At 60.4% G+C, this 22,351-nt stretch carries 19 protein-coding genes; 15 read left to right on the top strand and 4 right to left on the bottom strand.

The features are described 5' to 3' along the window. Positions 1 to 12 precede the first annotated feature (12 nt). The 3 genes from NDJ10_RS08195 to NDJ10_RS08185 are packed head-to-tail and all read left to right on the top strand — an operon-like array spanning position 13 to position 3,218. Complete coding sequence (locus NDJ10_RS08195) at positions 13 to 876, top strand: alpha/beta hydrolase (RefSeq protein WP_296161001.1); 864 nt, start codon at positions 13 to 15, stop codon at positions 874 to 876. Between the two features lie 31 nt (positions 877 to 907). Beyond that, positions 908 to 1,972, top strand: coding sequence for a Holliday junction branch migration DNA helicase RuvB (gene ruvB, locus NDJ10_RS08190; protein WP_296160998.1), 1,065 nt, complete (start codon positions 908 to 910; stop codon positions 1,970 to 1,972). Between the two features lie 34 nt (positions 1,973 to 2,006). Beyond that, positions 2,007 to 3,218 (top strand): M20 aminoacylase family protein, encoded by a 1,212-nt coding sequence (locus NDJ10_RS08185; protein ID WP_296160996.1) that lies wholly within the window; start codon positions 2,007 to 2,009, stop codon positions 3,216 to 3,218. A gap of 4 nt (positions 3,219 to 3,222) precedes the next feature. Here NDJ10_RS08185 and NDJ10_RS08180 read toward each other — a convergent pair whose 3' ends face one another. Continuing rightward, complete coding sequence (locus tag NDJ10_RS08180; protein ID WP_296160994.1) at positions 3,223 to 4,434, bottom strand: CaiB/BaiF CoA-transferase family protein; 1,212 nt, start codon at positions 4,432 to 4,434, stop codon at positions 3,223 to 3,225. Between the two features lie 124 nt (positions 4,435 to 4,558). On the opposite strand from NDJ10_RS08180, the gene NDJ10_RS08175 reads away from it, so the two are divergent. The 5 genes from NDJ10_RS08175 to selD all read left to right on the top strand — a co-directional run bounded on the left by NDJ10_RS08175 (position 4,559) and on the right by selD (position 10,003). Next, the gene (locus NDJ10_RS08175; RefSeq protein WP_296160992.1) at positions 4,559 to 5,401 is read left to right on the top strand and encodes a DUF6639 family protein; all 843 of its coding nucleotides are present in this window, start codon (positions 4,559 to 4,561) and stop codon (positions 5,399 to 5,401) included. Positions 5,402 to 5,518: 117 nt separating this feature from the next. Next, on the top strand, positions 5,519 to 6,286 hold the full coding sequence (locus tag NDJ10_RS08170; RefSeq protein WP_296160990.1) for a haloacid dehalogenase type II: 768 nt from the start codon (positions 5,519 to 5,521) through the stop codon (positions 6,284 to 6,286). A gap of 24 nt (positions 6,287 to 6,310) precedes the next feature. Then, on the top strand, positions 6,311 to 8,536 hold the full coding sequence (locus NDJ10_RS08165; protein WP_296160988.1) for a malate synthase G: 2,226 nt from the start codon (positions 6,311 to 6,313) through the stop codon (positions 8,534 to 8,536). Between the two features lie 78 nt (positions 8,537 to 8,614). Next, positions 8,615 to 8,830 (top strand): cysteine-rich CWC family protein, encoded by a 216-nt coding sequence (locus NDJ10_RS08160; protein ID WP_296160986.1) that lies wholly within the window; start codon positions 8,615 to 8,617, stop codon positions 8,828 to 8,830. A gap of 75 nt (positions 8,831 to 8,905) precedes the next feature. Continuing rightward, positions 8,906 to 10,003, top strand: a complete 1,098-nt coding sequence (gene selD, locus NDJ10_RS08155) for a selenide, water dikinase SelD (protein WP_296160985.1) — start codon at positions 8,906 to 8,908, stop codon at positions 10,001 to 10,003. A gap of 15 nt (positions 10,004 to 10,018) precedes the next feature. On the opposite strand, the gene NDJ10_RS08150 is transcribed toward selD, so the two are convergent. From NDJ10_RS08150 to NDJ10_RS08140, 3 genes are all read right to left on the bottom strand, one after another. Beyond that, entirely contained in the window at positions 10,019 to 11,839 is a 1,821-nt protein-coding gene (locus NDJ10_RS08150; RefSeq protein ID WP_296160983.1) for a DUF294 nucleotidyltransferase-like domain-containing protein, read from the bottom strand. Between the two features lie 102 nt (positions 11,840 to 11,941). Next, entirely contained in the window at positions 11,942 to 13,666 is a 1,725-nt protein-coding gene (locus NDJ10_RS08145; protein ID WP_296160980.1) for a cation acetate symporter, read from the bottom strand. Next, entirely contained in the window at positions 13,663 to 13,971 is a 309-nt protein-coding gene (locus tag NDJ10_RS08140; protein WP_296160978.1) for a DUF485 domain-containing protein, read from the bottom strand. Before NDJ10_RS08140 ends, NDJ10_RS08145 begins: the two co-directional genes overlap by 4 nt. Positions 13,972 to 14,282: 311 nt before the next feature. Here NDJ10_RS08140 and NDJ10_RS08135 point away from each other — a divergent pair, with 311 nt between their 5' ends. The 7 genes from NDJ10_RS08135 to NDJ10_RS08105 all read left to right on the top strand — a co-directional run bounded on the left by NDJ10_RS08135 (position 14,283) and on the right by NDJ10_RS08105 (position 22,350). Further along, on the top strand, positions 14,283 to 14,543 hold the full coding sequence (locus NDJ10_RS08135; protein WP_296160977.1) for a DUF4212 domain-containing protein: 261 nt from the start codon (positions 14,283 to 14,285) through the stop codon (positions 14,541 to 14,543). 10 nt (positions 14,544 to 14,553) lie between these two features. After that, entirely contained in the window at positions 14,554 to 16,359 is a 1,806-nt protein-coding gene (locus NDJ10_RS08130; RefSeq protein ID WP_296160975.1) for a sodium:solute symporter family protein, read from the top strand. Positions 16,360 to 16,474: 115 nt separating this feature from the next. After that, positions 16,475 to 16,828: a hypothetical protein gene (locus tag NDJ10_RS08125; RefSeq protein WP_296160974.1), complete on the top strand. Its 354-nt coding sequence runs from the start codon at positions 16,475 to 16,477 to the stop codon at positions 16,826 to 16,828. 5 nt (positions 16,829 to 16,833) lie between these two features. Continuing rightward, positions 16,834 to 17,067, top strand: coding sequence for a hypothetical protein (locus tag NDJ10_RS08120; RefSeq protein ID WP_296160971.1), 234 nt, complete (start codon positions 16,834 to 16,836; stop codon positions 17,065 to 17,067). 2 nt (positions 17,068 to 17,069) lie between these two features. Further along, the gene (locus NDJ10_RS08115; RefSeq protein WP_296160970.1) at positions 17,070 to 19,790 is read left to right on the top strand and encodes a sensor histidine kinase; all 2,721 of its coding nucleotides are present in this window, start codon (positions 17,070 to 17,072) and stop codon (positions 19,788 to 19,790) included. A 14-nt stretch (positions 19,791 to 19,804) separates the two neighbouring features. Further along, positions 19,805 to 20,179, top strand: a complete 375-nt coding sequence (locus NDJ10_RS08110) for a response regulator (RefSeq protein WP_296160968.1) — start codon at positions 19,805 to 19,807, stop codon at positions 20,177 to 20,179. After that, complete coding sequence (locus NDJ10_RS08105) at positions 20,176 to 22,350, top strand: exonuclease domain-containing protein (protein WP_296160966.1); 2,175 nt, start codon at positions 20,176 to 20,178, stop codon at positions 22,348 to 22,350. Before NDJ10_RS08110 ends, NDJ10_RS08105 begins: the two co-directional genes overlap by 4 nt. The last annotated feature ends 1 nt before the right edge of the window (position 22,351 follow it).

Here is a 22,351-nt window from a genome sequence, read left to right as displayed (position 1 = left end):
CTTATTTGAGCCATGACACCTCTTTACCGTGAATTTGAAACGCAGGCCCAGCTTGATGCACAGTACAACCCCGCCATCAAGCTGACTGACCCCACGGCACCGGCTAAACATTACGCTGCGCGCTCGGCCCAGGCTCGCGCCAGCTTGCGCTGTGTGCTTGATGTGCCTTGCGGCCCCACACTGGCCGAGACACTCGACATCTTTCCAGCCGATGCCCCCAATGCACCGGTGTTCGTGTTCCTCCACGGTGGTTACTGGCGCGCGTTCTCCAGCAAGGAATTCAGCTGTGTGGCGCTGGGCCTGCAGCCGCTGGGGATCACCACTGTGGTGGTCAACTACGCCCTGTGCCCTTTTGTGACGCTTGATGAAATCACGCGCCAGGTGCGCGCTGCCGTGGCCTGGACGCACCACCACATTGCCGATTACGGTGGCGATCCGGCACGACTGGCGCTGGGCGGGCATTCGGCGGGCGCCCATTTGACCGCCATGTGCCTGCAGACGCGCTGGGCCGAGGACTACGGTATGCCCGCCGACCCGATCGCGGCCGCGCTGCTGGTAAGCGGCATCTACGACATTGCGCCGCTGCGCTACAGCTATTTGCAGCCCATGATCCAGCTCGACGAGGGCCTCATCCGCCGCAATTCGCCGATGTTTGGCGTGCGCCCTTGCGCCACGCCGATCTGGGTGAACTGGGGCAGCGAAGAAACCCCGGAATTTGAACGCCAGGCCAGCAGTTTTCTGGGGGCCTGGCAAGCCGCTGGCAATGCGGGTGAGCTCAGCGCCTTGCCTGACGCCGACCATTACCGCGGTATCCATGGCTTTGAAAACCCCGCCAGTCATTTAAGTCAGTGGCTGGCGGCCCGGCTGGCGCTATAGTGCCTGTTTTTGCCGCTGAATTGAGCCTGCCTTGAGTATTCAAACCGACGACTTTGCCCCGGTGCCGCCCAAGCGGGTGGTGTCCAACGCGCCTGCCTCGCCCAACGAGGAAGCGATCGAACGCGCGCTGCGGCCCAAGCTGCTCGATGAGTATGTGGGCCAGGCCAAGGCACGCGAACAGCTCGAAATTTTCATCGGTGCGGCCAAAATGCGCAGCGAGGCGCTCGACCATGTGCTGCTGTTCGGCCCGCCGGGTCTGGGCAAGACCACGCTCTCGCACATCATTGCGCACGAGCTGGGCGTGAACCTGCGCCAGACCAGTGGCCCGGTGCTGGAAAAACCCAAGGACCTGGCGGCACTGCTGACCAATCTGGAAAAAAACGATGTGCTGTTCATCGACGAGATCCACCGCCTGAGTCCGGTGGTTGAAGAAATCCTGTACCCGGCGCTGGAAGACTACAAGATCGACATCATGATCGGCGAAGGCCCGGCGGCGCGCTCCATCAAGCTCGATCTGCAGCCCTTCACCCTGGTGGGGGCCACCACCCGCGCGGGCATGCTGACCAACCCGCTGCGCGACCGCTTCGGCATCGTGGCGCGGCTTGAGTTTTACAGCGCCGAAGAGTTGGCGCGCATCGTCAAGCGCAGCGCCGGGCTGCTGAACGTGCCGACCGATGAGCGCGGCGGCTTCGAGATTGCGCGGCGTTCGCGTGGCACACCGCGCATTGCCAACCGCTTGTTGCGCCGGGTGCGCGACTATGCCGATGTGAAAGGCGTGGGCGACATCACGCTGGACATTGCCAACCGCGCGCTGGCCATGCTTGATGTGGATCCGCAGGGCTTTGACCTGATGGACCGCAAATTGCTCGAAGCCGTGATCCACCGTTTCGACGGTGGTCCGGTCGGCCTCGACAACATTGCCGCCAGCATTGGCGAGGAACGCGAAACCATCGAAGATGTGATCGAACCCTACCTGATCCAGCAAGGCTATCTGCAGCGTACCCCGCGCGGGCGCATTGCCACGCTGGCCGCCTACCGGCATCTGGGCGTGACGCCACCCGCAGACCAGGCCGGCGGCGAACTGTTTGGGGTGTGATGCTTGGGCGTCATTGACCTGAAGGAGCCGTCTCTTGAAATACACCGCCAGCAGCCGTGCCTTTGCGCACATTGCCGCTTTCCACCCTGAGCTGACCGCCCTGCGGCGCGACCTGCACGCCCATCCGGAGCTTGGCTTTGAAGAGGTCTACACCGCTGGTCGCGTACAGCAGGCGCTGAAAGTCTGTGGTGTCGATGCCATCCATACCGGCATCGGCAAGACCGGCGTGGTGGCCGTGATCCAGGGCAAACGGCACAGCAGCGGCAGGATGATTGGCCTTCGCGCCGACATGGACGCGCTGCCCATGACCGAACACAACGACTTTGCCTGGAAGTCTGCCCAGCCCGGCCTGATGCATGGCTGCGGCCACGACGGCCACACCGCGATGCTGGTGGGCGCGGCGCGCTACCTGGCCGAGACGCGCAACTTTGACGGTACCGCCGTGCTGATCTTTCAACCCGGAGAAGAAGGTTACGCCGGTGCCCAGGCCATGATCGACGATGGCTTGTTCGCGCGTTTTCCGGTGCAATCCGTGTTTGGTATGCACAACTGGCCGGCCATGCGCCCCGGTACCATCGGCCTGAATACGGGGCCGATGATGGCGGCGGCAGACCGTATTTCCATCGAGATCACCGGCAAGGGCGGCCATGGCGCCCACCCCTACCAGACGGTGGACCCGGTGCTGGTGGCGGGGCACATCATCACCGCCGTGCAGAGCATCGTGTCGCGCAACGTCAAGCCGGTGGACAGTGCCGTCATCAGCCTGTGCGCCATGCAGGCGGGTGACCTCGGCGCCATGAGCGTGGTGGCGGGCAGCGCCACCCTGGTCGGCACGGTGCGCACGTTCAGGACCGAGGTGCAGGCGCTGATTGAGTGCCGCCTCCATGAGTTGTGCAGTTCGGTGGCACAGGCGTTTGGTGCCAGCGCGACAGTGACTTACCAGCGCATGTACCCGGCCACGGTCAACACCACGCTTGAGGCCCGCTTTGCCGGTGACGTGGCGGAAAGTCTGGTGGGGGCCGCCAACGTGGTGCGCGACCTGGAGCCGAGCATGGGCGCCGAAGATTTTTCCTTCATGCTGCGCGTCAAACCCGGGGCCTACCTGCGACTCGGCCAAGGCACCGAGAATGGCATGGGCAGTTGCCACCTGCACAACAACCGCTACGACTTCAACGACGAGGTGTTGCCCTTGGGCGCCGCGTTGCACGCCAGCCTGGCAGAGCAGGCGATGCCTTTGTCAGACTGACGACTCAGGCCACCGCGCCGGCCGCTCGCAGCGCCTGCACGGCGCCCGCATCCAGGCCCAAGGCATTCAATAATTCATCGGTATGTGCGCCCAGCTTTGGTGGGCTCAGGCGCACGCCCAGGCGCTGGCCGTCCATGGTGAAAGGAAACAGCGTGGCCTGGGTGGTTTGCCCGGCGCGCTCACCGTCGGGCAGGATGATGTCGGCCAGGCCGCCGGTGGCCAGCAGGTGCTCGTCGTCAAACAGTTCCTCGGGCTTGCGGATGGGTGCGTAGGGCAGTTTGTTGGATTCCATCAGGTCGCTTAATTCGGCGGCGCTGTAGCGGCCCAGGCGCTCGCGCAGGATAGGCATCAACGTGGGGCGCTCGCGCACGCGGTCGTTGTTGCTGGCATAGCGCGCATCGGCTTTCAGGTCGGCAAAACCAAAGACGTCACAAAAAGTGGCCCACTGCGCGTCACTCACGGCCGAGATAAAAATCTGCTCGCCGTCTTTGACCGTGAACACGTCGTACACCGCCCAGGGCGAGATGCGCGCCGGCATGGGCGCGGCGGGCTGGCCCGTGATGGCGTATTGCAGCATGTGCTGGCCGACCAGGAACACGTTGTTCTCAAAAAGCGCGCTTTGCACTTCCTGGCCTTTGCCTGTAATGCCGCGCTGGATCAACGCACCCAAAGTGCCAATGGCGCCAAACATGCCCCCCATGATGTCGTTCACGCTGGTGCCGGCGCGCAGCGGGTCGCCGGGACGGCCGGTCATGTAGGCCAGGCCGCCCATCATTTGCACCACTTCATCCAGCGCGGTGCGGTGCTCGTAAGGCCCGGGCAAAAAGCCCTTGTGGCTCACAAAAATGAGCTTCGGGTTTTGGCCGGACAGGGCGGCGTAATCGAGCCCGTATTTGGCCATGGTGTCCGGTTTGAAGTTTTCCAGCACCACGTCGGCGCTCAAGGCCAGCTGGCGTGCAATGGCGGCACCCTCGGGCTTGCGCAGGTCGATAGCGATACTCTTCTTGTTGCGGTTGAACATGGGGAAAAAGCCGGCACCCGCGCCCAGCAAATGGCGGGTGCGGTCGCCCTCGATCGGTTCGACCTTGATCACCTCGGCGCCCATGTCGGCCAGTACCATGCCGCATGTCGGGCCCATGACCATGTGGGTGAATTCGACCACGCGCAGACCGGTCAGCGGCAGGGAATGGGGTTTTTCTTCGGGGCTTGGGTTCATGGCGATGCACTTTCTGGATTGAGCCGATTATTTCGCAAACAACACCATCGGACCGGATCAATGGAAGAGGGGAGGCGAACCGGCGCTGGTTGCAAGGTGCTGATGGCTCTGGCATTTCAGCGCCTTGACAATTATCAACAAATCATTCCGCAGCAAGTCCACAGTGAACGCACGCTGCTTGAGCAGGGTAAGGGGGATTTTTATGAAACACTGGGTTCAATCGGCCGACGCAGTGGCTTGTGCCGTGTCGGCCGTGGCCATGGGGGGCGGACTATGGTTTGGCAGTGCATCACCCGTCCGGGCTGCAACCATTGGTTCGTGCGCCACCCTAGCGGAGGAACGGATTCGAGTCACATGTGCCACGAAAGACAAGCCTGTTCGTGCCTGTGACCCTGCGGATGTCAAACTTGCATGCCAGGGTGCACACGACGCAATTTACTTTCTCAGAGCGCAGGGCTTCAATACAGCCAATCGGGTTGTGATCGTGATCGCACAGAAACTGCCCCCCGCCGGGACGGCTAGCACAGGAGGTCTCTATCTGGATTCGCCAGACGTTTGCCATGGTGATACGGATCAAGCGGTCCATCTATTGACCTATTCGGAATTCAAAAAATTCAAAAACTGGTTTCACATCCCAATGGAGGGCTCGCTCTACCGCAGCCTCGCCGCGCACGAAGTCGCGCATGCCATAAGCGACTGCAACTTCAAGTTTGCCAGGCCGACCATCCAAGCAAAAGAGTATCTGGCCTACGTGACGATGTTTGCGACCATGGCTCCCGCAGTACGAGAGCGCATTCTGAGGAAATCCCCCGGGCACGGTTACGAAGGCGATTGGCAGATGGGGACCACCATCTACCTGGCTGATCCGATGAGATTCGGCGTGCAGGCGTACCGGCATTTTCTTAAGCCGGACAATGGGCGAAGTTACCTGCATGCCATCCTGGCTGGAAAAGTCCTGATTGAATAAGGGCTTGGCCACAAGAATTCCGTGTGGCCATGGATGCTTTCATTACCTGCATTTTGGTTAAAGCTCTTGCGCGGTGGTTCAAGGTCTGTGATCAGCATCCATTCATAAAATCGGGGCATGCCAAGTTCAACCCAAACCTTGCAGGCTCAAGCCACTGGACCCCGCCGCAACCCGCCGCGCGCCGTGCTGTTTGACGCCTACGGCACGCTGTTCGATGTGTACAGCGTGGCTCAATTGGCCGAAGAACTTTTTCCAGGCCAAGGCCAGGCCCTGAGTATGTTGTGGCGTGACAAGCAGATCGAGTACACCCGGCTGGTCACCACCAGCAACCACGGTGCGCACTACCAGCCCTTCAGCGCGCTGACCCGGGCCGCGCTGGTCTTCGCCATGAAGAGAGTCGTGGCGGGCAAGCGTGAAGCATTGGCCCAGGACGATTTCCTGCGGGCGTACGAGCCTGCCATCGAACTGTTGCTGGCCCAGTACCAGCATCTCGATGCTTTCCCGGAAAACCTCGCAGTGTTGCAGCAGCTCAAAGCGCAAGGCATTGCTATCGGCATTTTGAGCAATGGCGACGCTGCCATGTTGCAGGCTGCCGTGCATTCGGCCGGCTTTGACGGCCTGCTTGATCACGTCATCAGCGTCGACCCGATCCGTAAATTCAAGACCGACCCCGAAGCCTACGCACTGGGTGAGCAGGCTACCGGCTTGGCGGCGCGTGACATCCTGTTCGTCAGTTGCAACGGCTGGGACGCCTTGGGCGCCACCTGGTATGGCTACACCACGCTGTGGGTCAATCGCTACCAACTGCCTTTTGAAGAACTGGGCACCCAGCCCACCCGCAGCGGAGCCGACCTGCGCGCCGCGCTGGACTTTTTCCACCCTTGATTTTTAACTCTGAGCCTCACCACCATGACTGAACGCATCACCAAGAACGGCCTGCAAGTCGCCAGCAATCTGTGCCAATTCATTGAAACCCAGGTGTTGCCCGGCACCGGCGTGGCACCCGCCAAATTCTGGAAAGGTTTTGGCGCCATCGTGGCCGACCTGGCCCCCAAGAACATCGCTCTGCTGGCCGAGCGCGACCGCCTGCAAACCGAGCTTGATGCCTGGCACAAGGCCAATCCTGGGCCCATCGCCGATATGCCTGCCTACCGCCGCTTTCTGCAAGAGATCGGCTACCTGGTCGAGCCGCCCAAAAAGGCCCGCATCACCACCTCGAACGTGGACGCCGAACTGGCCAAACAGGCTGGCCCACAACTGGTGGTCCCCATTCTGAACGCGCGCTACGCGCTGAACGCCGCCAACTCGCGCTGGGGCTCCCTGTACGACGCGCTGTATGGTACCGATGCGATCGACGAAGCCAAGGGTTGTGAAAAAGTCGGCAAAAAGGGCGGTTACAACCCCAAGCGCGGCGCGAAAGTGATTGCTTATGCACGCCATGTGCTGGATCGCTGCGCGCCGTTGCGCAAGGGCTCGCATGTGGACTCGGTGGGCTACCGCATCAAGGGCGGCAAGCTGGCCGTCCATCTGGCCGACGGCAGCCACACCAGCCTGGCGGACGCCAGTCAGCTGGCGGGTTACCAGGGCGAGGCCAAGGCACCTTCGTCGGTGCTGCTGGAACACAACGGCCTGCACCTGGATTTGATCATCAACCGCGCCACCGCGATTGGCGCCAGTGACCCGGCCGGCGTGTCCGACCTGGTGCTGGAAGCGGCGCTGTCAACCATCCTCGACCTGGAAGACTCGGTGGCCGCCGTGGACGCCGACGACAAGGTGCTGGCTTACAGCAACTGGCTCGGCATTTTGAAGGGCACGCTGACCGAAGAAGTCGCCAAGGGCAATAAAACCTTCACCCGTGGCCTCAATCCCGACCGCGTCTACACCGCGCCCGACGGCAAAAAGCCGGTGCGCCTGCATGGCCGCTCGCTGATGTTTGTGCGAAACGTCGGCCACCTGATGACCAACCCGGCCATTTTGTACACCGACAAGGCTGGTACTGTGCGCGAAATTCCCGAGGGCATTCTGGATGCCGTGGTCACCACCGCCATCGCCATGCACGACCTGGCCAAGACCAAAAAGGACGCCATCCGCAACTCGCGCAAGGGCTCGGTCTACATCGTCAAGCCCAAGATGCATGGCCCGGCCGAGGTGGCTTTTGCCGGCGAACTGTTTGGCCGCGTCGAAGCCATGCTGGGTCTGCCTGACAGCACCGTCAAGCTCGGCATCATGGACGAAGAGCGCCGCACCAGCGTCAACCTGAAGGCCTGCATTGCCGCCGCTGCCAGCCGCGTCGCTTTCATCAACACCGGCTTCCTGGACCGCACCGGCGACGAAATGCACAGCGCCATGCAGGCGGGGCCGATGATCCGCAAGGGCGACATGAAATCCAGCGCCTGGATTGCTGCCTACGAGCGCAACAACGTGCTGGTGGGCCTGGGTTGCGGCCTGCGCGGCAAGGCACAGATCGGCAAGGGCATGTGGGCCATGCCCGACCTCATGAAGGCCATGCTGGAGCAGAAAATTGGTCACCCCAAGGCGGGTGCCAACACCGCCTGGGTGCCGAGCCCGACCGGCGCCACGTTGCACGCGCTGCACTACCACCAGGTGCTGGTGAAAGACGTGCAAAAAGAGCTGGAAAAAATCAACGCCGACAAGGAGCGCGATGCCTTGCTCAATGGCCTGCTGACCATTCCCGTGACCGCCACGCCGGACTGGAGCGCGACCGAGAAACAGCAGGAGCTCGACAACAATGCCCAGGGCATTCTGGGTTACGTGGTGCGCTGGGTGGACCAGGGCGTGGGTTGCTCCAAGGTGCCCGACATCCACAATGTAGCCCTGATGGAAGACCGCGCCACGCTGCGTATTTCCAGCCAGCACATGGCCAACTGGCTGCACCATGGCGTGGTCACGTCCGAGCAGGTGAAAGAAACCTTCGAGCGCATGGCCGCCGTGGTCGATGCCCAGAACGCTGGTGATCCGTTGTACCAGCCGATGGCCGGCCACTTCGACACCAGCATGGCGTATCAGGCGGCCTGTGATCTGGTCTTCAAGGGGCTTGAACAGCCCAGCGGTTATACCGAACCGCTGCTGCATGGCTGGCGGCTCAAGGTGAAGGCGGCAGCGCGCATGGCTTGATTCCCGCGTCGACGGATCAATAGCCGCTGGCGCCGTGATCATGCGTGCCGGCGGCTATTCTCAGGTATAAACATGCCCATGACATCCACCTCACCCGTCCATCCGCAAAACTGCCCGCTGTGCGGCCAGCCTAACCAATGCGCCATGGAAGTTCAGCTCGCCACCGGCATCCCGCAGCCACCCTGCTGGTGCACACAGACGCAGTTTTCACAAGATTTGCTCAACAAGGTTCCTGAGGCTGCGCGGGGCAAGGCGTGTGTCTGCGCCGCCTGCGCCAAAGGGGCAAACGCCTGAGGCATTTGCACATCATGGCTGGCGTCCGATAATGGTGTCTTGATTGATCCATCACCCCAAACGGGGGCGAACCCGATGACTGCTGAAAACCAAACCTCTTCTGCTGCCCCTGAAGCAGTTCCCGTGCGCGCCGAGCCACGCCTGACCAGCCTGTCGCACGGCGGCGGTTGTGGTTGCAAGATCGCCCCCGGTGTCTTGTCCAGCATCCTCAAGGGCACCACGGCCATGCCGATGCCCAAGGAGCTGCTGGTGGGCATCGAGACCGCCGACGATGCGGCGGTGTACCAGCTCAACGACGAGCAGGCGCTGATTGCCACCACCGACTTTTTCATGCCGATCGTCGACGACCCGTTTGACTTCGGCCGCATTGCCGCCACCAATGCCATCAGCGACGTCTATGCCATGGGCGGCACCCCCATCATGGCGCTGGCGCTGGTGGGCATGCCGATCAACGTGCTGTCGGTGGAAACCATTGGCAAGATTCTGGAGGGTGGCGCCAGTGTCTGCCGCGCCGCCGGTATCCCGATTGCCGGGGGCCACACCATCGACTCGGTCGAGCCGATTTATGGCCTGGTGGCGATGGGCCTGGTGCACCCGGGCCGTGTCAAGCGCAACGCCAGCGCGCAGGTGGGCGACCGCCTGATCCTGGGCAAGCCGCTGGGCGTGGGCGTGATGTCGGCTGCGCTCAAAAAAGACAAGCTCGATGCCGCCGGTTACGCCCGGATGATAAGCACCACCACCCAGCTCAACACACCCGGCCCGGCGCTGGCTGCGCTCGAGGGTGTGCATGCCTTGACCGATGTCACCGGCTTTGCGCTGGCCGGTCATGTGCTGGAGATGGCGCGCGGCGCTGGCTGTACGGTGCAACTGGAATGGCAGATGGTGCCGTTCCTGAGTGGCGTGCGCGAACTGGCGCAGCAGGGTTGCATCACTGGTGCGTCGGCGCGCAATTGGGCGGCCTATGGTCATGAGGTGCATTTGCCCGACGATTTTTCAGCGGTCGAGCAAGCCTTGCTGACCGATCCGCAAACCAGCGGCGGTCTGCTGGTGAGTTGTGCGCCAGAGGCGGTGGCGGCGGTGCTGGCGATCTTCAGGGAACAGGGCTTTGCCGAGGCGGCCGATATTGGCGAGATGACCGCTTTCAATGGTGCGACTTATTTGACACTGCGCTAGTCAGTTGTGTGATGGCTACTCCAGGTGATAGTGGCGTCGTAAAAACTGCTTGAACTGACGGATGATGCCCAGGGCATCGGTGAGCTGGTCCCGGTCCAGGGTGCCCAGGCTGCCAAGTTCGACCAGGTTGCTGATGGCTTGCCCCAACGAGCGTTGACGCAGGTTGTTGTGCAGTTTCAGGGCCATCAACATGTGCAGCGTTGCAACCAGGTCGCGTGCCAGTGTGGCGGGCAGGATCTGGAGATGGGCCAAAGCCTGCAAGCGCTCTACCGTGCCCAGTTCTTCCAGCCGGTATTCCAGCGCCAGTGCGCGTGTGCCATGCACGATCGGGAAGCTGCCAATTTTCTTCAGGTCAAAAGTTTCAGCTTCGCGGTTTTGCAGCAAGGGCAAACGGTTCCACCAGGCACTGCCGGGTTCCTGGAATTGGTCGATGGCACTGGCCAGGCGGCTGATAAAGGTATCGCTGCCAATGGCCATGGTGAGTGCGAAGGCGCGCGCGTTCAGCAACAGCGCGGTATCGCCTGCAACGGCGCGGGCATCCATGAAAATGGCCAGGTACATCTGGCCTTCGGGGTCAGCACCATACAGCCATTGACCAATGGTCTGCCTGAAGGCACCAAGGCTTTGACACCACATCGGGTTGGTCACCATGATGTTGCCGGGGCAGGGCGGGTAGCCAAAGTCAAGCAAGGCGGCGTTGAACTGTCGGGTGATCTTGGGCAAATCAGGGTGTTGGTACCCGTCGCGCAGTAGTAGCGCATTGTCCTGGTCGGTTTTCAGAATTTGTTCGCTGCGCCCCTCGCTGCCCATCACCAGCAAGCAGCTGTTTTGTACCAGTTCCGGCGGCGCCAGCAGTGCCCACAGGCGGGCGAATATCTGGCTGTTGAGCTCACTGACCAATCTGGAGATGATTTCGATGCGCATACCGCCGCGCTGCAGCAGTTTGATGGTGTCGTCCACCTGCAGGGCAGCCACTTGCAGTTCGGCCACGCTGTGGGCCTGCTCCACCTGCAAGGTGATCAGGTGCGAATGGTTCGACATGAAGCTCATCAGGTCGAGCTGGCTCAGCACACCCACGATGCTGTCGCCATCTTTCACCAGTACTCGGTGCACCCGGTGCCGCAGCATGATCAGCAGTGCATCAAAGAGCTCGGCTTCCGGCGCGACGGTGATCAGGTCAAAGCGGGCCACGTCGCGCACCGCCAGTTGTGCCGGCGGCGTCGGGTGCAGCAGGGCCTCGCGCAGGTCGGTGGTGGTGAACATGCCAATGCGTTCAACGCCATTCTTCTCATCGCGAACCAGCGCATGACTTGTTTTGTGCTCGGACAACAGACGGCAAACCGACACCAGATCAAGCTGGCCGTCCACATAAAAAGGCTTTTGCAGGTAGGCATCCCTGACGCGCACCAGCATCAGTGACAGTAATTCACGGTGCTGGTCCATCCCCTCGTCGTCTGCGAGATGGCCGGCGACCTCACTGAACACTTTGGCGCTGAAGCGGGCATTGTCGGCCAGCAAGTGCAGCAGTGTTGCCCTGGGTAGCTGCCATAGCTGCACCTCATCAAGGGCTGTGACCGTCGCCTGGTTGTGTCCGGTCAGAACCGCGCGCCAATTGAATGATTCGCCAGCGCCCAGAATATGGATTTGCCCCCTGTCTTCCTGCTGTACATGACCGCTATGCACCACCCACAAGCACTGCGGGTACTCAGTATGGGGCCACAGAATCATCTCACCGGGTCGATGGCGGACCGTGACCGCAAGTTCCTGCAACAGCGTTCGCTCGGTCGAGGTCAGTTCGTTGAAGGGTGCTGTATCGAATGAAAAGTCGTCGGACACGATCACCTTCTGTAGATAAAAAGGGCTGCAGACACCTTGTCAGCAGCCCCTTGAGCTTATCGCATCGACACCCTGAGGTGCAGCGATGTCAGCGGTTTTACATCAGTGTCCTGACGCGCCATCAGCACCAATGCCGGTTTCCGAACGCACTTGTTGCGCCAGGAAGCCCGCACGGTCCTGCTTGGCACGGGCGCTGTTATCAAGTACCGAGAACAGCCAGATGCCGATGAAACCAATCGCCATGGAGAACAGGGCAGGCGAGGTGTAGGGGAACAGCGCCGAGCCCTTGGGGTTGCCCAGCGTGGCTTCCCACACCGAGGGCGACACCACCGTCAATGCCACGGAAGAGATCAGGCCCAGGAAGCCGCCAATCACGGCACCTTTCGTGGTGCAGTCTTTCCACAGCACAGACATGAAAAGCACCGGGAAGTTGGCTGACGCGGCAATCGCAAAGGCAAGGGACACCATGAAGGCAATGTTCTGCTTCTCGAACACAATACCCAAAGTCACCGCCAGAATGCCAAGACAGATGGTGGTGATTTTGGAGATGCGCAGCTCGTCGGCACTGTTGGCCTTGCCCTTCTTGATCACGGTGGCGTAGATGTCGTGAGACACCGCAGAGGCACCAGACAGCGTCAAACCAGCCACCACGGCCAGAATCGTGGCAAAAGCCACAGCCGAGATGAAGCCCAGGAAGACATTACCGCCGACGGCGTTGGCCAGGTGAATCGCCGCCATGTTGCCGCCGCCGAGCAGGGCACCTTTGGCATCGATGAATTGCGGATTGGTCAGCACAAAGGTGATCGCGCCAAAGCCGATGATGAAGGTCAGCAGGTAGAAGTAGCCGATCCAGCCAGTGGCCCACATCACGGACGAACGTGCCGCCTTGGCACTGGGTACTGTGAAGAAGCGCATCAGGATATGCGGCAACCCAGCGGTGCCGAACATCAGCGCCATGCCGAAGCTGATCGCCGAAATCGGGTCTTTCACGAAATTACCCGGGCCCATGATGGACTGGCCCGCAGCCGCCGCGACTTCGGCGATCTTGCCGTCTTTCAGGGCCAGATCGGTCTTGATCTGGACGGCCCCTGCGAACATGGCTTCAAAGCTGAAACCAAAGTGCCACAGCACCGACAAGGACATGAAAGTGGCGCCGCCCAGCAGCAGGCAAGCCTTGATGATCTGCACCCAGGTGGTGGCGGTCATGCCGCCAAACAGCACATAGACCATCATGAGCGCGCCGACAATGATCACGGCCACATAGTATTCCAGGCCAAACAGCAGCTTGATGAGCTGACCGGCACCCACCATCTGGGCGATCAGGTAAAACGCCACCACCACCAGCGTGCCCGACGCCGCAAAAATACGCACCGGTTTTTGCTCGAAGCGGAAAGCGGCCACGTCGGCAAAGGTGAACTTGCCCAGGTTGCGCAGGCGCTCGGCCATCAGGAAGGTGATGACCGGCCAGCCCACCAGGAAGCCGATGGAATAGATCAGACCGTCAAAACCGCTGGCCATCACGGCGGCGGAAATACCCAGGAAGGAGGCAGCAGACATGTAGTCGCCCGCGATGGCCAGGCCATTCTGAAAGCCGGTGATGCCGCCACCTGCCGTGTAGAAGTCAGCGGCCGACTTGGTCTTGGCGGCCGCCCATTTGGTAATGAACAGCGTGAACACCACAAAACCGGCAAACATGCTGATGGCCGTCCAGTTGGTGGGTTGTTTGACAGCCTGGCCCAGGTCAGCACCAGCGGCAAAGGCGCCAGCGGAAACAGCGAGCAGCGAGATCAGCGCGAGAAGGCGCTTGTTTGTATTTGTAATGGTCATTTCAAAACCGCCTTGGTGATGGCGGCAGTCAGGTCGTCGTACTCGCTGTTGGCGCGACGGACGTAAATCGTGGTGATAACGACGGTGAACACAATCACACCAAAGCCAATGGGCACGCCAATGGTCATGACGCCAGTGCCCAGCTTTTGCGACAGGAACTCCTTGTTGAACGCCACTAGCAGGATGAAGCCGTAGTAAACGATCATCATGGCCCAGGTCAGCGTCCAGCCAAAGCTGCTTCGCTTGCGCTTGAGCTCCTGGTATTGAGGGTTGCTGACAACCCTCTGTATCAAATCATCTTGCATAAAGTGTCTCCTTATAAATTGCGACGAGAGCAAGGCTAAGTGGCGGTACTTACCAAGCACTTACCCCGCGCTTACCCGGTGCTTACCCAGGGGCTGATGAATGCCAAATTTGCCTATGAAGAGGTCCGGCAAAGGACGAACAAAGTATTCGGTAAGTGTTTACCCTTGTTTCATGCACAGAGGCTGGGTTTATCAGAAAACTGTAAGCAAGTGCCTTAATAGTCCGCCTTGCATAAGCGAGGGTACACACCACGCACTGTAAAGGCGCAGCTAATTTAGCTGTTTCGACTCATTACAACTTAGGAGACTTCATGAAGCATGACTACGACAGTGGTGCCTACTGGAAGGAAACCTTGAAACTGCTGAGGAATGTGCTGATCCTCTGGTTTCTGGTGTCCTTCGGGGCGGGCATTTTGTTTGTTGACTTTTTCAACCAGTTCCACCTTGGCGGTTATCCGCTGGGATTCTGGTTCGCCCATCAGGGTGCCATGTACATCTTTGTGGTGCAGATCTTTTATTACGCCTGGCGCATGAACAAACTGGACGTTGAGTTTGACGTTCACGAAGACTGAGGACTAAAGCATGGATCTTCAAACAACAATCTATTTGATGGTGGGCTTGAGCTTTTCGCTCTACATCGGCATCGCCGTCTGGGCACGTGCCGGCTCCACCAGTGAGTTCTATTCTGCGGGCGGCTCGGTGCACCCGGTGCTCAATGGCATGGCGACTGGCGCCGACTGGATGAGTGCGGCGTCTTTCATCTCCATGGCCGGCCTGATCGCCAACATGGGCTATGGCGGTGCGCTGTTCCTGATGGGTTGGACCGGCGGCTACGTGCTGCTCGCCATGTTGCTGGCGCCGTACCTGCGCAAGTTCGGAAAATTTACCGTACCGCAGTTCATCGGTGACCGCTTCTACTCTAAGGGTGCTTCGCTGATCGCCGTGATTTGTCTTTTGACAGCCTCGCTGACCTACATCATTGGTCAAATGACCGGTGTGGGTGTGGCTTTCTCGCGCTTCCTGGGCGTGTCCAGCGACGTCGGCATTTATGTGGGTATGGGCATCGTGTTCCTGTACGCCGTGTTCGGCGGCATGAAAGGCATCACCTATACCCAGGTGGCGCAGTACATCGTGCTGATTCTGGCTTACACCATTCCGGCCATTTTCATCTCGCTGCAACTCACCGGCAACTTCCTGCCGCAGTTGGGTCTGGGCAGCACCATGACCGGTACCGACATGTCCCTGCTGGCCAAACTGGATGGCGTGGTGACTGACCTTGGTTTTGGCAAATACACCACGACCACGGCCGGCAGCACACTCAACATGTTTGTCTACACCATGTCGCTCATGATTGGTACTGCCGGTTTGCCGCACGTCATCATGCGATTCTTCACGGTGCCTACCGTGAAAGACGCCCGCTCGTCTGCGGGTTGGGCGCTGGTCTTCATTGCCATTCTGTACACCACGGCACCGGCTGTGGCTGCCATGGCCAAACTGAATCTGCACTCGACAGTGAACACCGCCGTGGCCAAGGGTGGCGACTTGTACGCTCCTGAGGCCAGTATCCAGGCTGAGACACGTCCGGACTGGATGAAGCGTTGGGAAAAGACAGGCTTGCTGAAGTTCACCGACAAAAACGCTGACGGCCGCATCCAGTACTACAACGACAAGACCAAGAACGAAGCCGCTATCGCCAAGGCAACTGCTGCCGGCTGGAAGGGTAACGAGCTTGATGTGAACGCCGACATCATTGTGCTGGCCAATCCTGAAATTGCCTTGCTGCCCAACTGGGTGATCGGTCTGGTGGCTGCCGGTGGCCTGGCTGCTGCGCTGTCCACGGCGGCTGGTTTGCTGATGGCCATTTCTGCTGCGGTGTCCCATGACCTGATCAAGAACATCTTCATGCCGGATATCTCTGAAAAAGGTGAGTTGCTGGCAGGCAAGGTCGCCATGGCTGCTGCGATTGTGGTGGCGGGCTATCTGGGCTTGAATCCGCCCGGGTTTGCGGCGGGTACCGTGGCCCTGGCCTTCGGTATTGCCGCTTCTTCGCTGTTCCCTGCCATCATGATGGGTATTTTCAGCAAGAAGATGAACAAGGAAGGTGCCATGGCCGGTATGCTGGCAGGCTTGTTCATCACCTTGTTCTATGTGTTTGCGCACAAGGGTATCTTCTTTATCAAGGGTACCGAATACCTTGGCCTCATTGGTGGTCCCAACTCCTTCTTTGGCATCACGCCCGAGGCCTTCGGTGCCATTGGTGCGCTGGTGAACTTTGCCGTGGCTTTCGCTGTCGACAAGGTGACACCCGAGCCACCTGAGCACATCCAACACATGGTGGAGTCGGTGCGTATTCCGCGCGGTTCCAAGCTGGTGGATGGCGCCCACTGAAGGTGAGCTAAGCGCTTAAATCAAACCCTTGTCCGTAGCAACGGGTCGGGGTGACAATCAAAGCCCTGCCGGTCATCAAGCTGGCAGGGCTTTCCAATTTGTTCTGGAGCCTGACATGGTATTTGATATCAGCGTCGCAATGACGTGGATTTTGTTTTTGGCGCTGTTTCCTATCAGCTTTGTCTGGCTGCGCCGGGCCTGGCGCATTGTGGTGTACCGTGATTTTTCCGAGGTGGCCATCAGGCGTGGTGAGGCACCCGCCAACCCCGAAAAATTTGCACCCTATGAAATGGCGATCAATCTGGTGGCCGGGGTGATTGTCGTTTGTGTGATTGGCGCGGTACTGGCGGGTTATTGGGACTACAGCACCTGGAGCGCCATTGCCGGCAGCACCATCTGGTGCAAGTTCATTGCTAGTTTTGCGCTCAGTCGCCATGCCCATGCCAGCTGGCTCAAGGGCAAGGCCTGAGGTAAATGGTTTCCTGCAACCGCAGTATGGCCAGCAGTTTGACGACCCAGCGCCTGGTAGCCTTGTTTTGCTGCGGCTGGGTGTTGTTGAATTTTCCGCTGTTGGGGCTGTGGGACGTGGATACCACGGTGCTTGGTGTGCCGCTGTTTCCAGCGGTGTTGATGGTCCTGTGGGCCTTGTTGATTGCGGTCGTTGCGTGGTTGATGGAGCGGCACACGCCTGAGGTGAAGGACGATTAACCATGCTGTCACCCGTGCTGGTTGTCGGGGCGTCCTTTGCTTACCTGCTGCTGCTTTTTGCCGTGGCCAGTTTTGGCGACTGGCGCGCTGCCCAGGGTCGTTCCATCATTGCCAACCCATGGACCTATTCCCTGTCGCTGGCGGTCTATTGCACCGCCTGGACGTACTTTGGCAGCGTCGGACGTGCGGCGTCGGGCGGTATCTGGTTCTTGCCGATTTACCTGGGGCCGACGCTGGCCATGACGCTGGGCTGGCTGGTGCTGCGCAAGATGATCCGGATTGCCAAAACCTACCGCATCACCTCGATTGCCGATTTTATTGGCAGCCGTTACGGCAAAAGCCGCTTGCTGGCCGGCTTGGTCACCTTGATTGCCCTGGTGGGCATCGTGCCCTACATTGCACTGCAGCTCAAGGCGATTTCTGCGGGTTACGGCTTATTGACAGCGAGTTCCCTGAGTGAGTTGCCCACGCAAGCGCACTGGACGCAGGACAGCACTTTTTACATGGCGCTGGCGCTGGCGGGATTCACCATGGTGTTTGGCGCGCGGCATCTGGATTCAGCGGAGCGTCACGAAGGGTTGGTGGCGGCCATTGCCTTTGAGTCGGTGGTCAAACTCATTGCTTTTCTGGCGGTGGGTCTGTTTGTGGTGTATGGCATGTTCAATGGCCTCACCGACGTTTTTGCGCGGGCCCACGCGGTGCCCGACCTGGCCAAGCTGATGCGGCTGGAGCAGAGCGGCAGTTTTGCCTGGACGCAATGGTTTGCGTTGACGCTGCTGTCGATGCTGTCAGTGATTTTTTTGCCGCGCCAGTTCCAGGTGATGGTGGTGGAGAACGTGCGCGAAAGCCATTTGCGTCGCGCAGTCTGGGTGTTTCCGCTCTACCTGCTGGCCATCAATCTGTTTGTACTGCCGATTGCCCTGGGCGGCTTGCTGTATTTCGGGGCAGGGCAGATGAATGCAGACAACTTTATCCTGTCATTGCCGCTGGCGACAGGGCAGCCGGCGCTGGCTTTGTTTGCGTTCATTGGCGGCTTGTCGGCTGCCACCGGCATGGTGATCGTGGAGACCATTGCCGTGTCCACCATGGTCTGCAATGAACTGGTGATGCCGTTGCTGCTGCGTACCCGACATTTCAAATCCGGGGTCGGGCACGACCTGACGCGCGTGCTGCTGGTGATCCGTCGTGCCGCTATTCTGGGCGTGCTGGTGCTCGGTTATGTGTACTTCCACCTGGCAGGCGAGGCCTATGCGCTGGTCAGCATTGGCCTCATCAGCTTTGCCGCAGTGGCCCAGTTTGCACCCGCGGTATGGGGCGGCCTGTACTGGAAGGGGGCTACGCGAGCGGGTGCATTGGTCGGTTTGCTGGCGGGCTTTTTGATGTGGTGCTACACGCTGATGTTGCCGTCGCTGGCCAAGTCGGGCTGGTTGCCCGACGCCTTCCTGACCGAGGGCCTGCTGGGCTTGAGCTGGTTGCGGCCCGAGCAGCTGTTTGGCCTGCGTGGGCTGGACAACCTGACGCATTCGCTGTTCTGGAGTCTGCTGGTCAATGTGGGTGCTTATGTGGGCTTGTCACTGTGGCGTGCGCCCAATGGCCAGGAGGCCAGCCAGGCGCTGCTGTTTGTCGATGTGTTCGAACGCACCACTACCGCGCGTCCCGTGTTTTGGCGCGGTCGCGCCACGGTGCCGGATTTGTTGCGCCTGTGTGAGCGCTTCCTGGGGGCGGAGCGGGCGCAGGCCTTGTTTGCGGGCTATGCGCGTGAGGTGGGGGCGAGCAGTCCGACGGCGATCACGCCCGACGCGCGCCTGGTGCAGTTTGTTGAAACCCAGTTATCGGGTGCGGTCGGCAGTGCATCGGCACGGGTGCTGGTGGCCAGCAGTGTCGAGGAAGAAACCCTGACACCAGACGATGTGTTGCGCATTCTGGACGAAACCTCGCAGTTGCGCGCGCACTCGCTGGAGCTGGAAGAAAAGTCTGCCTCGCTGGAGCGAGCCACGCGTGAATTGCGCTCGGCCAATGAGCAACTCAAGAGCCTGGACCGGCTCAAGGACGACTTCATGTCGTCGGTGACGCACGAGTTGCGTACGCCGCTCACCTCAATCCGGGCGCTGGCCGAACTGATGCGTGACGCCCCCGCGATGGAAGAGGCCCAGCGCAGTCAGTTCATCGCCATCATTGTCAGCGAGACCGAGCGCCTGTCCAGGCTGGTGAACCAGGTGCTGGACATGGCCAAGATCGAGTCGGGCCATGCCGAGTGGCACAACGCCGAGGTGGATTTGGGCGCGCTGGTGCGGCAAGCCGTGGTGACCACCTCGGAGCTGTTTCGGGAGCGGCAAACGCTGGTGCAGGTCCATGTGCCTGAGCGTCCGCTGGTGTTGCTGGCCGACCCCGACCGACTGACCCAGGTGATGCTGAATTTACTCTCCAACGCCGTCAAGTTTGTGCCGGTACCAGGTGGTCGGGTTGATGTAAGCCTGAGCAGCGACGATACGGGTGCGACGCTGGTGGTTCGTGACAACGGCCCCGGTGTATCGGCTGAGCAGCAGGCGCTTATTTTTCAGAAATTCCGCCAGGGCGGAGATGCCGCCAACCGGCCGCAGGGCACGGGTCTGGGGCTGCCGATCAGTCGCCAGATTGTGGAGCATTTTGGCGGCAGGCTGTGGCTGGAGTCAGCGCCCGGGCAGGGAGCCGCATTTTGTTTTTACCTGCCCTTCAAAACATAAGAGAGGAGAGTGAGATGAGTCCCAAAATACTGGTGGCAGACGATGAGCCCAACATTGTGATTTCGCTGGAGTACCTGCTCAAACGCGAAGGCTACGACGTGGTGATTGCGCGTGACGGCCAGGAGGCGGTGGATGCCATCATGCGTGAACTCCCGGACCTGGTTCTGCTGGATGTGATGATGCCCAAAAAAACCGGTTTTGAGGTGTGTCAGGAGGTGCGCAGCCTGGATGCGGTGCAGGCCACCAAAATCCTGATGCTGACGGCCAAGGGGCGCGACACCGATGTCGCCAAGGGCCTGGCGCTCGGCGCGGATGGCTACATGACCAAACCATTTGCCACCCGCGAGCTGGTGCAGAAGGTGGCAGAAATGCTGGGCAAAGCCGCGTGAACCGCCTCAGCGTCGACCGGCGGCTGCTGCTGGCGATTGCCGTCATCGGCCTGGCCACAATCGTCTGGCTGCTGCTGACGATGGGCTTGATTGCTTCGACCCTGGCACCCGAACAGCGCGCTTTGCTGGCGGATCAATTGGCACCCCGTTTTGTCCTGATCTGCCTGACCTGGGTGTTTGGTCTGGTGGTGATTGGCGCTACCCTGCGCTGGCTGTTTCGGCGTTATGCCAGTGCGCCGGGGCGGCTGCTGGAGCAAACCAGGGTGTTGCTGGCGGCGCCGCAAGCCGCCCCCATGAACCACCACGGCACCACCGAAACGCAGGCGCTGGCGGAGGTGATTTTCCAACTGGCGACACAGCGCGATAGCTTGCGCCTGGATGTGGCAACACAAATTGCCCAGGCCAGCTTGAGCGTGCAGCAGGAAAAAAATCGTCTGGCCGCGCTGATGTCCGAGTTGACCCAGAGCGTGGTGGTGTGCAATCTGGATGGTCGCATCATCTTGTACAACAACCGTGCCCGCCTGCAGTTCAAAACCTTATCGGTGGCGCCCACATTGGCCGGTGGTGCCGAACTGATGGGCATCGGGCGATCCATTTACGCGGTGTTCGACCGGCAGCTGGTGGCGCACGCGCTGGAGAGTATCCAGCAGCGCATCAAGCGGGGCGCGGGCACCCCGTCAGCCCAGTTTGTCACCACCACCCAGGCCGGCCAATTGCTCAAGGTGCAAATGGCCCCGGTGCGCAATGTCGATGCAATGGGTGCTGCGACTGAAATCAGTGGCTTTGTCCTGATGCTCGACAACGTGACCCGGGCTTTTGAGGAGGAGCATTTGCGCGACCAGTTGTTGCATGGCCTGACCGAGGGCAGCCGTTCCTCGCTGGCGAACATGCAGGCTGCTGTCGAGATGCTGGCCTACCCGGATCTGGAGGCGCCCATGCGCGAGCGTTTTCTGACCGTGGTGCGTGAAGAAGTGAGCAGCCTGAGCACGCGCATCAACACCATGACGCAGCAAGCTGCGCAGGGTCTCAAGGCCCGCTGGCCCCTGGAAGAAATGCTGGGCGCTGACGTCTTGCTGGCCAGTCAGCGCCGCATTGAGGCGCGCAGCAAACGCCCGGTGACGCTGGAAAATCTGGATGCCAGTGTCTGGCTCAAGGTGGACAGTTTCAGCCTGACGCAGGCGCTGGACTATCTGGCGCTGCGTCTGGTGGACGAGTTCGACATCAAGTTTTTCCGCTTGCGCCTGCAAGCCAACGGCAACCGGGCCCAGCTCGATCTGATCTGGACCGGCCAGGCCATGAGCACCGAGACCGTGATGGGCTGGGAAATGGACAGCATGCGGTTTGGCGCCGAGAGCACGCCGCTCACGGTGCGTGATGTCGTTGAGCGCCATGGCGGCGAGATGTGGTTTGAGCGCCAACGCGTGCGTCACGAGGCATTTTTCAGGTTCTTGCTGCCCATGGCCAGCGTGCAGGAGCAACTCGAAGCCACGCAAATTCTGCACAACGACAGCCGTCCCGAGTTTTACGACTTTGACCTGTTTCAGGTCACTGACCAAAGCAGCGCGTTGGAGGATCGCCTGCTCAATGAACTCTCATTCACTGTCTTTGATACCGAAACCACGGGGCTGAATCCGGCAGAGGGTGATCAGATCATCCAGATCGGCGCGGCGCGCATTGTCAATGGCAAGCTGTTGCGTCAGGAGACCTTTGAGCAACTGGTCAACCCCGGCCGGCTGATTCCGACGGCCACCATCCCCATTCACGGCATCACGCAGGACATGGTCAAAGGCAAGCCCCCCATTGCCGAGGTATTGCCCGCCTTTTACACCTTTGCCCAGGATACGGTGCTGGTGGCGCACAACGCTGCTTTTGACATGAAGTTTTTGCAACTGCAGGAGCGCCACACCGGCCTGGTATTCAACCATCCGGTGCTCGACACGCTGCTGTTGTCGGCGGTGGTGCACCCCAATCAGGAATCGCACCGGCTCGAAGCCATTGCCGAGCGCTTCAATATCACCGTGCTGGGACGCCACACCGCGCTCGGCGATGCCATGGTCACTGCCGAAGTCTGGTTGCGCCTGCTGCCCCTGCTGCAGGCCATGGGCATCACGACGCTGCGCCAGGCGCGTGAGGCGGCGCAAAAGACCTATTACGCGCGCTTGAAATACTGAG

Source organism: Rhodoferax sp., from assembly GCF_023700745.1.
Taxonomy (GTDB): Bacteria; Pseudomonadota; Gammaproteobacteria; order Burkholderiales; family Burkholderiaceae_C; genus Rhodoferax.
The sequence above is the reverse complement of the archived record's forward strand: the minus strand, read 5'-3'. Positions and strand labels throughout refer to the sequence as shown.